Source organism: Chitinophaga sp. LS1 (assembly GCF_034274695.1).
Classification (GTDB): Bacteria; Bacteroidota; Bacteroidia; order Chitinophagales; family Chitinophagaceae; genus Chitinophaga.
This window is the reverse complement of record NZ_CP128362.1, coordinates 1,338,800-1,352,392: the sequence shown is the minus strand read 5'-3', so window position 1 is coordinate 1,352,392 and position 13,593 is coordinate 1,338,800. Positions and strand designations below refer to the sequence as shown.

Here is a 13,593-nt window from a genome sequence, read left to right as displayed (position 1 = left end):
CTACGTAAACTGTTAACATTCTGGTAACGCTCCCTTAACACTGCGGTTATATATCCCCTATACTTTTGCGGTACTATCAATCTATCACGAACGAACATTTCTACTGTGAAGCAACTTTTAGAGTCCGCACTCTTATGTGTCTGTATACTTTTGTGCGCTATATTGCCATCTTTTGCATTCGATAATGGAAGAATCACTGGAAAGGTAACTGACCAGAAAACCGGGGAGCCGTTAATTGGCGTAACCGTATTAATCCAGGGGACTACCCAGGGCACTGTAACTGATGTAACGGGGAACTATACTTTGAATATTGCACCTGGTACCTATACACTCGAGTTCAAATACATGGGGTATCAGACTAAAGCAGTCACTGAAGTGATTGTAAAAGGTAGTAATGCTACCAGTCTGCCCGTGATCATGGACGAACCTACTTCCAAAAACCTGGCAGAAGTAGTGATCAAAGGCTCTTTCAAGCAGGAAACAATCAACGCATTATATACTCAGCAGAAAAATAACGCCGCTGTATCAGACGGGATCTCTGCCGATGTAATTAAGAAATCGCCGGATCGCAGTACTGGCGAAGTACTGAAGCGTGTAAGCGGTACTACTATCCAGGATAATAAGTTCGTAATCGTACGAGGTCTGAGTGATCGTTACAATGTAGCGCTGGTGGACAATGCCAACCTGCCAAGTACAGAACCTAACCGTAAGGCATTCTCATTCGATATCATTCCTGCGAATATGATCGACAACATTGTTATCACCAAATCCGCTACACCTGAATTGCCTGGTGACTTTGCGGGTGGTGTGATCAATGTACAAACTAAAGAAATTCCTGAACAACAATTCTTCGATATCTCATTAGGAACCGGATTCAATACCGTTTCTACTTTCCAGCCTTTCAAAACGGGTTATAAAACAAGCACTGATATCTTAGGTTTTGATAATGGCGCACGTCAGTTGCCATCAGCTTTTCCATCTACTACAGCAATCGTGAACAACCAGCTGAGTGCTGCACAAACACGCGCTGCAGAGAAGTCGCTGAACAATGATTATCGTGTAAGAGAACGCAATGGCGCACCCGCCATCAACCTGCAGGGTAGCTGGGGAGATCATTGGGATACTAAGAAACATGGTAGCCTGGGTGTGATTGCAGGTGTGACTTATTCACACAATGAAACGGTGGCGAAAGACATGATCAGGCACTATGACAACTTCGATTATACTGACAATGTGTATAAATACTCTTCTAACCTGGGTGCTGTAGCAAACGTAGGTTACACTACTGGCAAAAGCAAACTGGTATGGAGAAACATTTACAACAAGATCTTTGATGACAACTTCCTGTATAGAGAAGGTGACAATATCGGTAGCTCTAAGTATATCAACTACTATGCATTTGACCTGATTCAGAAATCACTGTTCAAAACATCCGTAGAAGGTGATCACCAGGTAGGACAGGGACAAAGTAAAGTAAACTGGTTATTGTCTTACAACAAAGTCACCAACAACCAGCCTGACCAGCGTAAAGTATCTTATGGCCGTGCCATCGATGATGCATCTGCTGTAATGGTAGCTGATATCGGATCGGTAGGTAAAGCCAACAGCCGCCTGTTTTCTGATCTGGATGAAAACATCTATATCGCCAGTGCAAACTATTCACATCCTTTCCGCTTCCTTGACAACAAGAGCCTGTTCAAAGCAGGTGTGTTAGGACAGTACCGTTCCAGAGATTTTCATGCCCGCTATATTGGTATGAAACTGGATCCCACTAAAGATGGTGGCGATGTAGTCGCACAACGTCCAATCAGCACCTTGTTTGGTGATGATGTGATCGATCAGGATTTCTATGACCTGAATGATATCACCTCTACAGCAGATGAATACAGGGCGACGACACTGACTACAGCAGGATATGCACAACTCGATAACCGTCTTTCTGATAAGATCCGTATCGTATGGGGTGTGCGTGTAGAGTCGTACACCATGAAGTTGAAATCACCAATCAATAACGCATCTATTAACCTGGACAATAACTGGTTGGATGTATTGCCTTCAGCAAACATTACTTATGCACTGAATGAGCGTTCCAACCTGCGTGGTTCTTATTACAGAACAGTAGCAAGACCAGAGCTGCGTGAGATTGCGCCATTAGCATATTACGACTATGAGATGTCTTCACTCATCAATGGTAATATCAACCTGAAGCGCAGTCAGATTGATAACGCGGATCTGCGTTATGAAATCTTCCCTGCAGCAGGTGAAGTCGTGTCAGGATCTGTGTTCTACAAATACTTCAATAACCCGATAGAAAGCAGGGTAACATCTTCTGGTCTGAGCCAGTATGATGTAACGCCTTATAACTATCCGAATGCATACAATGTAGGTGTGGAAGTAGAAGTGCGAAAGAAACTGGGATTCATAGCACCGCATAGCTTCCTGGACAATGTGACTTTCTATGCGAACGTAGCCTATATCAAATCTGTAGTATCTGACAATACAACTACTACTGCGAAAGACAGACCATTATCCGGTCAATCTAACTACGTAGTAAATACAAGTCTTGGTTATGCACTGCCTAATGATAAGCTGAGCTTTAACCTGCTGTATAACAGAATCGGCCAGCGTCTGTACCTGGTAGGTGAAGGTGGTGGCGCAGATGGTTCCGGCAGACTTGGTAACATCTACGAAAGCCCAAGAAACCTGCTGGACTTCCAGGCTAACCTGAATGTGAGCAAGCGTAGTGGTTTCCGTCTGAACATCAAAGACCTGTTAAATGCCCGTTATCAGTTCTACTATGACCAGAATGGTAACAACAAATTCGATAATCCTGTATATCAAAAAGGAAGCATCAACTCCGGCGAAGACTATCTGTTACAGCAGTATCGCCCTGGCACATCATTCACATTGACTTTTACATATCATTTATCAAAGTAGTTTAAATTTTTCTGAACCTAAACTCAATTAGACAATCCATGAAAAGGTATCTTTTAGGCTTGCTGGTACTGGCATCTTTGGGGGCAATGACCTCATGTAGCAAAGATGATGACAACACTACATCTACGACTGATTCTACGTACGTAACTCTCTCCGGAGACATCAAAGCAAATCAAACTTTATCTGCTGACAAAAAATACATGCTGAAGGGGTTTGTATATGTAATGAGCGGTGCAACCCTGACTATCGAACCTGGTACTATCATCGTGGGTGATAAAGCATCCAAAGGTACGCTGGTTGTAACCCGTGGTGGTAAAGTAAATGCAACAGGTACTGCTGCAAAACCAATCATTTTCACCTCTGCACAGGAAGTTGGTGCACGTCAGGATGGTGACTGGGGTGGTATTATCCTGCTGGGTAAAGCTCCAATCAACGCTACTGCTGGCGAAGCTAAGATCGAAGGTGGTCTGACAGCTACTAACGGTGGTGATGAAAAAACTTACATCTATTACGGTGGTACTGACGCTGCTGACAACTCTGGTGTACTGAAATATGTACGTATCGAGTTTGCAGGTGTTGCTTACTCTCCTGATAACGAAATCAACGGTCTGACTATGGGCGGTGTTGGTAGTGGTACTACTATCAGCTATGTACAGGTTTATCGTTCCGGTGATGACTCTTTCGAGTGGTTCGGTGGTACTGTAAATTGTGATCACCTGATTGCAACTTATACCTGGGATGATGATTTCGATACTGACAATGGTTTCTCTGGTCGTGTACAGTTCGGTCTGGCACAGCGTTACAGAACTATTGCTGACCAATCTGGTTCAAACGGTTTTGAGTCTGATAACGATGCGACAGGTTCTTCCAATACACCACAGACGAAAGCAGTTTTCTCTAACATGACTATCGTTGGTCCTGGTTCTACAGGTTCTATCAATGCTAACTATCAGCATGGTGTACAGATCCGTCGTAACTCATCTATGAGCCTGTACAACTCTCTGATCATCGGTTTCCCTTACGGTTTCTACCTGGATGACAGCAAAGTTGTATCTCACAAGACTTCTGCTAACGCTTCTGAAGGTAGCCTGGTATTCTCTCACAACATCATCGCTGGTAGCACTACAGCTGTAACCAAGAGCGAGTGGAGCTCTACAGACAATGCTGCATGGACTGCATGGTGGGCTACTACCAACACAACTGTGTTGACTAACGCTACTGATGTACTGCTGGCAAATCCTTACCTGTTCTCTGCTGGTGTTTCTTCTACTAACGTAGGTACACCTAGCTTCCTGCTGAAGACAGGTTCTCCTGCGCTGACAGGTGCTGATTTCACCAATCTGACTACCGGTTTCACTGCTACTACCTACATTGGTGCATTTGATGGTACTAATGACTGGACTACAGGTTGGACTACTGCAGGCGCAGAGACAACTGTATATTAATATTCTTACATAACAATTTTGAAAAACGCTTTAGCCTTTGGCTAAAGCGTTTTCTTTTTTTAGCAATTTTTTGTGTTTTTCCGCTCCCATGGCTCACCTTCTTGTGAAAATTTTAACAGTTATCAGAGATAAAGTTAATATTAGGGTAACACTCCCTTAACATAGACCACCTATTTTTGAACATATTGCGAACTAAGAGAATACCTATAGCGAACGAACTAATTCTTCTTATCCGCACCTGAGTGATGGCTTGCTATACACGCCACTTTTTAAATTATTTTCCACAAATTATCATCGAATACATTTGTAATTCGTTGGTACATAGTGCTACATGCGCTCGTTAACATTAATTTAATATTGTGTTAACACACGCGTAATGTTACGGAGATACGTTTGCGTCAAATTTAACAGACGTGAATAAGATTTACTCTTCACTAATTTTTATCTTTAGCATCCTTGTACTAGCTGCTACTAACGTAGAGGCGCAGATTACTACGTCACAACTTACCGGTAAGGTAGTAAGCGCAAAAGGCGAACCTTTGCCTGGAGTAACAGTGCTTGCTGTAAACACTTCTACCGGTACTAAATATGGTGGACAAACTAACGCCGAAGGCCGTTACCTGATCAACAACCTGAATCCTGGTGGTCCTTATACCATCACCGTTACCTTCATCGGATTTAAGAAGGAAGAAAGAACTGATATCAACTTATCACTGGGTAGTGTAACCTTCAACTTCCTGTTGCAGGATGAATCTACTGCACTGAGCGAAGTAGTTGTAAAAGGCAACAACACTGGTAAACCAGGCGGTTTCCGTGTAGGTCAGAACGCTTTGAAAACATTGCCTTCTCTGAACCGTAGTTTCCAGGACTTCACTCGCGGTACTCCTCAAAGTAATAACAACTCCTTCCTGGGTTCCAACTTCCGTTATAACAACGTAACCCTGGATGGTGCTATCAATAACGACGCTATCGGCTTTAGCCCTTCTCTGGGTGGTCAGACTAACAGCTCCGGACAGCCAGGTAGCTCTACCCGTACGAACCCGGTTTCTCTGGATGCCGTTCAGGACATTCAGGTATACCTGGCTCCTTACGACGTAAAGATTGGTAACTTCCTCGGTGGTAGTATCAATGCCGTAACACGTAGCGGTACTAACGAAGTACATGCTTCCATTTACGCTTTCGGTCGTAATGCAGCAATGATTGGTAAAAACAACGCAGGTGATGGTTCTAAAGAGCCTTCCAGCTTCCACGAATACCAGACAGGTGTACGTGTTGGTTTCCCAATCATCAAAGACAAATTGTTCTTCTTTACCAACGAAGAGATCACCCGTCGTCAGGATCCTGTGATCCTTGCTGCTGGCTCTTCCGACATGACCTTGCTGACTGCTGATCAGGCTAAACAGATCTCTGATCACATGAGTGCACTGGATGTGGATAAAACTGGTAAATACAACGCAGGTACTTACGGTAACTATAATATCTATTCCAACTCTACTAAGTTCTTTAACCGTTTAGACTGGAATATCAACGACAAACACCAGCTGTCTATCCGTAACAATACCATCTTCTCTGAAGCGACTAACCTGGAGCGTGACCAACAGAACTTCCGTTTCAGCGGTATTGATTACAAACAAACCAACAACCAGACATCAACAGTTGCTGAATTGAAAAGCCATTTCAACAACACGGTGTCAAACAGTTTGATCCTGGGTTATAGCAGTGTTCATGATTACCGTGATCCACTGTCTGATCCTTCACTGCCTCAGATCCAGATCGCGAGCAATGGTGGTACTATCTTCTTAGGTACTGACCGTGAAGCGGCTATCTTCAACATGAAACAAAAGACCTTTGAATTCACCGATAACGTGAACATCTTCAAAGGCAGACATAACATCAATATCGGTACACACAACGAGTTTTACAACATTACTTATGGTTTCGTAAACTCCTGGAATGGCCGTGTTGACTACAGCAGCATTGCTTCTTTCCTGGCTGATCAGCCAAGTCGTGTACGTGGTAACTTCAACTACACTGATAACTCACGTGATTATATCATGTCTCACCCACCAGCAGCGTTCAAGATCAACCTGTACTCTATCTATGCACAGGATGAGATCCAGATCACTGACCGTTTCAAACTGACTCCTGGTGTGCGTTTAGATTATACCAGCCTGCCTAACAAGCAACCGCTGAGCGTGAAAACAACTGGTGCTCCTGTAGATGCAAATTATGGTACTACTTATACGTATACCAAACCAAGCGATATCAAGAACAAGTACCTGAATAACGTACAGATCTCTCCACGCTTAGGTTTCAACTTCGACATCAATGGCGATCAGAGTCTGATCCTGCGTGGTGGTACTGGTATCTTCACCGGTCGTATTCCTTTCGCATGGTTAGGTTACGCTTACTACAACAATGGTGTAACTTATGGCGCGTACGATAAGAAATTCGGTTATACAAGCGCCAGCGATGCTCCTGCTACTGGTTCTAATCCTGTAAAGGTGAACAGCCAGGGTGCTGCACAGTTTGTGACTGCACAGGGTGTAGATGTACATGATGCAACTGGTGCTACACAGGTGGATATGATCGACAACAACTTTAAGATGCCATCTATGTGGAGAAGCAGCTTAGCGTTGGATTATTCTACACAGAACCAATGGCGTTTCACTGTAGAAGGTATTTATACAAAGACTATCAACGATCTGAAATTCCAGCAGGTAAACCTGGTTGATAATCCTTATTATCTGCCTTATGATACTAAACACCAGCAGCCAATCTATACTGGTGCTAAGATCAACTCTAAATATACGAACGCTTATCTGTTATCAAATACTAAGAAGGGTTACCGTTACAGCATTACAGGTCAGGCAAACAAGACATGGAAGTTTGGTCTGAATGCAAGTGTAGCGTATACTTATGGTCAGTCTAAAGATATCACCAATGGTATCCGTAACTCAATGGAGTCTAACTGGCAGCTGAATCAGGCACTGAGTCCTAACAATCCTGGTCTGGCTTATTCTAACTTTGATATCCGTCATCGTATCGTTGCGACAACTACTTACAAAGTTGACTGGACTAAGGAGAATCGTTGGGTAGCAACCTTTGCAGTGTTCTTTAATACATCTTCTGGTGTTCCTTTCTCTTACGGATTTGTGAACAGTACAATTCAGGGTACTCCACAGCAGGTAAGTCTGGTGTATATTCCAAAGGATCAGGCAGAGGCTCGTACTTTCTTCACTGCTGCTAATCAGGATATGGCAGATGCATTCTTTGCTTATGTAGATGGTAATAAGTATCTGAAGACACGTAAGGGTGAGTTTACAGAACGTAATGGTGGTCGTACACCCTGGAATACTTCTGCTGACTTCCGTTTCACACAGGATTTCAATTTCAAGAGTGGTAAGACGCTGCATACAATCACGCTTACTTATGATATCGTGAATGTGACGAATTTGATTAATAAGAATTGGGGTATACAGTACTTCTCTCCGAATACATTCAACTCAACAGCGAGTGTAGGTTTGAAGACTGCGACTGCTGGTTCAGCGACTACAAATCCTGTTTATACATGGACTAATCCAGGAACTCCTTATTCAAAGGATTTCTTTTCGAGCAGACATCAGATGCAGTTAGGTTTGAGGTATAGTTTCTAATTAGATAAAGTATGTAAAAGTCGAAGGGCGTATCTTATGATACGCCCTTTTTTTGTGGAAATCGGCTGATAAAACAGCCGGTTCTTTTACCATGAATAAAAAAAGAAAACCTTCCAGGGTTTCTAGTAGTTCCCTGGAAGGCATCACAAAAGTGGTGGACGTAGTCACAAAACTTGCGGTATTGTGGAAAATGTTTCACTAGACCAAAAGAATATCCGGGTGTTAGCCGCATCCGGGTATTTTTATTAATTCAAATTTACAACATTTTACTATTCCGAAATCTTCCTTACATTCTTTATAAAAATTGATCGTCCTCCCATTCTTAATATAATCCGCGCATTATTTTTTTTGAGAAAATTACATTGAATATGTGTGTCCAAATGATTCAAAAAATGATGTAATAATTCTCAAATGTATATGCTGATAAACCCTTGTCTACAAAGGATTGGCGAGTGCTCATGCGGAGTGATTGTACTTCATTTTGATCCATAAAATTGAGTATTTCTCGTATAGTAATTTGCGATAGATTTGTAGTAATGACTACGAATCAGAGTTATTGAAGTAGCGATTAATAGCTGGTAATATATAACAATGTAGTTAGCCGCCTTGCGGCTTTTTCTGCGGTGAGGCGGCTGATAAAAACAGCCTGTATATATTATGAAAAACACAAAAAAACCGTCCCGGTTTTTAGTTACCCTGGACGGTCTCACCAAATTGGTCGAGTTCGGCTTAAAACTAATGGCTTTATGGAAATTATTTTTCTGAAGCCACCTGCCGGGTGTTCGTAGCACCTGGCTTTTTAGTCTTCACAAATATAAACCATTTTCCTTATTCCGGTATCCTCTCCTCCACCATCATTCCCCCCTCCACATCAAAATAACTACACCTCATCTCCCCTATACTCACCACCCACTTCTCTACCCCACTCTCCGCACACATCCTACAAAACCCCATGTAATCACTCTTCCCCTCCTGATGCTCCTTCAAACCATTCTTAAAACCAGAAATATTACTCACTTTTTCCACTTCCAAAAAATCATACTTTTCCTCAGAAATAACCGTCCCCCCATTCTCACTATAATAACTCGTATGCCCATCTGACACATACGTCTCATACCTCACCACTCCCAGCACTTTCAAATCCCTGATATACTGAGGAAAATCAGCTCCCGATTTCACCTTTGCATGTGCATTTTTAATCTCTTGTAATGTAAACATTGCTATAGTAATTTATACAAAGATCCATGACACCTTTGACCTGAACCAAAGATCCCCTGTTCTGAAACCTAATCTTGTAGAAGAAAAAACTGTATACTGCTCAGCCTGCGTATTCTCTGCGATCATTGTATTTAATATAAGGAGCAAGGGCGGCTGTTGGAGAAACCTTGTCAAATCTCATATATGTCGCTACAACTAATTGTTAATACGTTGGTAATCCTCTGGTAACACTGTCATAATATTAACTACCGACCTTCAGTTTAATAATCTGAACGTAAGCGTAGATTTTCATAAGCTGTTTAACTGACCGTCCCGGGAATTATCCCGGGATGTTTCTTTTAAAAAACCCTGACAAACCGCTTACTGGTATAGCCCTTATTCACCGCCTTTAACCAGTCATCCACACGGATCGTAGAATCACTCGTCTTCTCCACCTCCAGATATTGAGACAAAGAATCCGTACTGATAATGAGCTTTACCTTGCTCCCATCAGCAATCACTTTATAGGTGCCTGTAGTACGCCATGATTTAGTCGAATAGGAGACCTGTCCGTTTGCATCAAAAGAATACGTTGCAGAATCCGCAGCAGCAACCGCCTGCCAGGTTGTATCAGGCTGTTTCATACTGGCGGCCAGTTCCCAGGAACCGGTCACATCGATAGAAGGCGTTGCCTCCGTATCATTTTTTTCACAGCTGCAGAAGAACGTGAGTAGCAGCAGCCACGTAAATATAGATCTCATGCGCACGTATTTGTATGATCAATTAGAACGCGAAATACTATAAGAAGTTACATCGGGTTGGAGACGAAAAAAGGCGGCTGGTCGATTTGGAAATGTTAAAGCCTGATTGACAATCAGTGTGTTATGCTCAAAAATGCTTATGTGCTTCAAGGGAGTTACTCCCATGATCTTCAAAAGGGGCTTTATGACATCTCTCTCCGCCGGAAATAATTCCCAACGTCGGTAAGTATACTAAATTCTATATGGATCCTTACAGACCCAGTTTAGCTGCATATTTCTCCGGATTCTTATCGAATACCCTTTTACAGGTTGGAGAGCAAAAATGCACTGTATCATTCTTATAAACGCTAAATTCATGGTACGTAGTATCATAAGGCATGCCACACACCGGATCACCCACTTTTCCTGCGATCGGCTGCAAAGCTGTCGTATCCTCAGCTGGCTGAGTGACAGTGCTCATTGCGGAGTCTGCCTTTGCGGCAGCTTTCTCAGAAGATGGTTGATTGCAGGCAAAAAATACACCTGCTGCTATCGTTGCGAATACTATAGAGATCTTTTTCATCAGGTGTTAGTTTTCTTTGGTGATACGCAACACTAATACGCGAAAGTAAAGTTTGATGATCATGGCCAGCACCAGGCTACCCATGATAGCGGTTGTTATAATCAACCCCTTGGCGGTCAATGCCAGATCAGCAAAAGCCGGGAGGTAAGGTACAGCGAGTACGACCAATGCTAAGATGAAGATGTTGCGTAATTCCGTGCGGTATTGTCTGAAGATGCCTGTCATATGGATCTATATTTACATCTGGTGAAAGGATACCCAAAATTACAAAAAAAAAGCTTTTGCCACCGGCAAAAGCTTTTTTGAAATAGAGAAGTTATTAAATTACCAGATTACTACTCTCGCAGTATCTGCCAGTTTCATTTTACCACCAGTACATCCCCATGCATCATTGAATTCTTTCAGATGAGGCAGCGGGCCATCTATGCGGCTGGTAGCCGGTGAGTGTGGATCTGTCTGCACCTGGTTGCGCAGCGCAGCTTCTGTACTGTTGCCATGCCATACCTGTGCCCAACCCAGGAAGAAACGCTGTTGCCAGGTATATCCATCAATCTTTGCAGGTTCCGGTTTACCCTTCAGGGATTTTTCCAGTGCATGGTAAGCCAGTGTCAGACCACCCAAATCTGCGATGTTCTCACCGATTGTCAGTGCTCCATTGATATGGAAGCCAGGCAATACCTCGATACCGTTGAAATAACGGATATAACGGTTAGCCAGTGTCATGAAGTTCTTACGATCTTCAGGCGTCCACCAGTTAGTCAGGTTACCTTCTGCATCGAACTGTGAACCCTGGTCATCAAAGCCATGGGTAAACTCATGCCCGATTACCGCAATGATGCCACCATAGTTGATCGCATCGTCTGCATCTGCATTGAAGAATGGAGGTTGCAGAATACCAGCCGGGAATACGACTTCGTTGTTCAGTGGGTTGTAGTACGCATTCACGGTCTGTGGTGTCATTTCCCACTCTGACTTATCCACAGGCTTGCCGATCTTTTCGATCTCTTCCTTGTGTTTGTAGTTGGTAGCTGCCACAACATTCTCGATCAGTGTACCTGGTTTCACATCAATGCTGGAATAATCTTTCCACTTATCAGGATAACCGATTTTGTAAGTGAAGGATTTCAGCTTTTTGTGCGCCATTTCTTTGGTAGCAGCACTCATCCATTTCAGGCTGTCCACTCTTTCTCCATATACGGCACGAACGTTTTCGATCATTTCAGATACCTTCTGCTTGGAGCTTTCAGGGAAATACTGTTTTACAAACAGTTTACCCAGTGGGTAGCCCATAGTACCGTCAGTAGCACGGATAGCGCGTTCCAGACGAGGTTTCTGTGCTTTGGTTCCACGCATTACGGTTGCAAAGAAATGGAAGTTTTCCTGGTCGATCGCCTTAGGCAGGTAACCTGCAAAGCGGGACAGGGTCTGCCAGCGTGCATATGTTTTCAGGGTTTCCAGCGGAGTTGCTTTTACCAGTTTAGCTGAATTGGTGACATATGCCTTGTTTTCCAGGATGATGGTATCGACTTTCACCTGTTGTACTTCGGCATAACCATCCCAGCTAAATTCCGGAGCCAGTTTTTTCAGCTCAGAAAAAGCCACCTTATTATAAGTAGCCACCGGGTCACGCAGCTGTACGTTGGTGAGTTGCAGTTTAGCCAGTTTGGTTTCGAAGTCCAGGATCGTCTGACCTGGGTTTGCATCTTTGAAACCTGCCTGAGAGAATTGTTTATCTATATGCTTTACGAATTCATCGCGAACCGCTTTGGTAGCGCTATCTGTTCTTTCATAATAGCTTCTTTCGCCGAGGCTGAGACCGCCCTGGTTCTCGTATACAGCATTCATCTTACTGTTACGTGAGTCAGCGCCGATATAGAAAGTGGCGACTGTGCTGATACCCAGGGTCTGGAGCTCACCAGATACTTTTGCCCAGTCTTCCAGTGACTGGATAGCGTTAATCTTATCCAGGTAAGGCTGTAACGGGGTCATACCCAGTTTTTCGATGGTAGCAGTATCATAGAAGGAGCGGTAGAAATCGGAGATCTGTTGCTCTTCAGTACCTTTTTTCAGGTCTTTTTTAGCGGCCAGGTCCAGGATAATGCCTTTCAATCTTATTTCTTTGTTCTGTTTATCAAGAACATTGAATGCGCCCCAACGGCTTTCTGTAGAAGGAACCGGGTTATTTTTCTTCCAGTTGCCGTTTACAAAGTTGTCGAAATCATCGCAGGGATTCACAGTACTGTCAATGGAACTTACGTCAAACGCGGGAATTTTTAGGGTGTCCTGGTTTGTCCCCGCCTGTTCTGATGTGGTGTTGTTGTTGCAGGCCGTCCATGAGATGGCAGCCAACAACGATAGTTGTAAAGCGTAAATGCTCTTCATAAAATAAACAGGTTTAGTATTTAAAGATAGCTAAATCACGGATTGTGTGAGATACGGATTTTACAGACGGCTGTTTTTATCTTGCTATAAGGGAAGATTTAGGTAGGTTTGTACCTCGAAAAACCGGAGATCAATGACTTTAAAGTTTAAATTATTCAGAGGACTCACTGCTGTTAATATCATGTTCTCGACCTTCTTTCTGATGGGACTTGTGATCACACTGTTCACCACTGGTAGCCTGATGATCCTTTCTGCCGGCATCTTTTTAGGAGCTATTTTAATTCATGCTATATTATCACTCCATCTGCAAAAAGCGCTGTTAGATCGTAATATGGTATTGAAAGAAAGTACGCCGGGTGGTATCCGGATCATTGGTGGCATCAGCATCTTTGTAGGTGGATATATTGCATTGGCAGGCTTATCCCTGTTTCTGCTGCTCAAAACTGGTAACCTGGGTCCGTTGGAAGATGTGATCAAACAACTCCCCACCAGTGAGCAGGGAAAGATGAGAGCCATGCTGAGCCCTATGTCTGTATTTTTTATCCTGATTGGAGTAATAATTGTTACAAATGTATTGCTCTCTTATAACTTCCTGAAGCAGTGGAAGAACAGGCAGGATGAGGAGCCTTTATTTTAACCCGTTAAGATCTTTT

The 13,593-nt window shown here is 43.2% G+C and carries 9 protein-coding genes; 4 read left to right on the top strand and 5 right to left on the bottom strand.

Going from position 1 to position 13,593, the window contains the following annotated elements; translation table 11 throughout:
- Nucleotides 1–105: 105 nt before the first annotated feature.
- The 3 genes from QQL36_RS05565 to QQL36_RS05555 all read left to right on the top strand — a co-directional run bounded on the left by QQL36_RS05565 (nucleotide 106) and on the right by QQL36_RS05555 (nucleotide 8,038).
- On the top strand, nucleotides 106–2,937 hold the full coding sequence (locus tag QQL36_RS05565; RefSeq protein WP_321569251.1) for a TonB-dependent receptor: 2,832 nt from the start codon (nucleotides 106–108) through the stop codon (nucleotides 2,935–2,937).
- Between the two features lie 38 nt (nucleotides 2,938–2,975).
- Nucleotides 2,976–4,382 carry a hypothetical protein gene (locus QQL36_RS05560; RefSeq protein WP_321569250.1) on the top strand — a complete coding sequence of 469 codons (1,407 nt, stop codon included), beginning with the start codon at nucleotides 2,976–2,978 and terminating at the stop codon, nucleotides 4,380–4,382.
- A gap of 413 nt (nucleotides 4,383–4,795) precedes the next feature.
- Nucleotides 4,796–8,038: a TonB-dependent receptor gene (locus QQL36_RS05555; protein ID WP_083724823.1), complete on the top strand. Its 3,243-nt coding sequence runs from the start codon at nucleotides 4,796–4,798 to the stop codon at nucleotides 8,036–8,038.
- Nucleotides 8,039–8,866: 828 nt separating this feature from the next.
- Here QQL36_RS05555 and QQL36_RS05550 read toward each other — a convergent pair.
- The 5 genes from QQL36_RS05550 to QQL36_RS05530 all read right to left on the bottom strand — a co-directional run bounded on the left by QQL36_RS05550 (nucleotide 8,867) and on the right by QQL36_RS05530 (nucleotide 12,940).
- The gene (locus QQL36_RS05550) at nucleotides 8,867–9,256 is read right to left on the bottom strand and encodes a DUF1398 domain-containing protein (protein ID WP_083724825.1); all 390 of its coding nucleotides are present in this window, start codon (nucleotides 9,254–9,256) and stop codon (nucleotides 8,867–8,869) included.
- Between the two features lie 338 nt (nucleotides 9,257–9,594).
- On the bottom strand, nucleotides 9,595–9,996 hold the full coding sequence (locus QQL36_RS05545; protein WP_083724827.1) for a hypothetical protein: 402 nt from the start codon (nucleotides 9,994–9,996) through the stop codon (nucleotides 9,595–9,597).
- A 250-nt stretch (nucleotides 9,997–10,246) separates the two neighbouring features.
- On the bottom strand, nucleotides 10,247–10,558 hold the full coding sequence (locus tag QQL36_RS05540) for a YHS domain-containing protein (RefSeq protein WP_320579155.1): 312 nt from the start codon (nucleotides 10,556–10,558) through the stop codon (nucleotides 10,247–10,249).
- A 6-nt stretch (nucleotides 10,559–10,564) separates the two neighbouring features.
- A complete protein-coding gene (locus QQL36_RS05535; RefSeq protein ID WP_083724829.1) occupies nucleotides 10,565–10,783 on the bottom strand; it encodes a hypothetical protein in 219 nt (72 codons plus the stop codon).
- 99 nt (nucleotides 10,784–10,882) lie between these two features.
- Nucleotides 10,883–12,940: a M13 family metallopeptidase gene (locus QQL36_RS05530; protein ID WP_321569249.1), complete on the bottom strand. Its 2,058-nt coding sequence runs from the start codon at nucleotides 12,938–12,940 to the stop codon at nucleotides 10,883–10,885.
- 133 nt (nucleotides 12,941–13,073) lie between these two features.
- On the opposite strand from QQL36_RS05530, the gene QQL36_RS05525 reads away from it, so the two are divergent.
- Nucleotides 13,074–13,577, top strand: coding sequence for a hypothetical protein (locus QQL36_RS05525; protein WP_083724833.1), 504 nt, complete (start codon nucleotides 13,074–13,076; stop codon nucleotides 13,575–13,577).
- Nucleotides 13,578–13,593 lie beyond the last annotated feature (16 nt).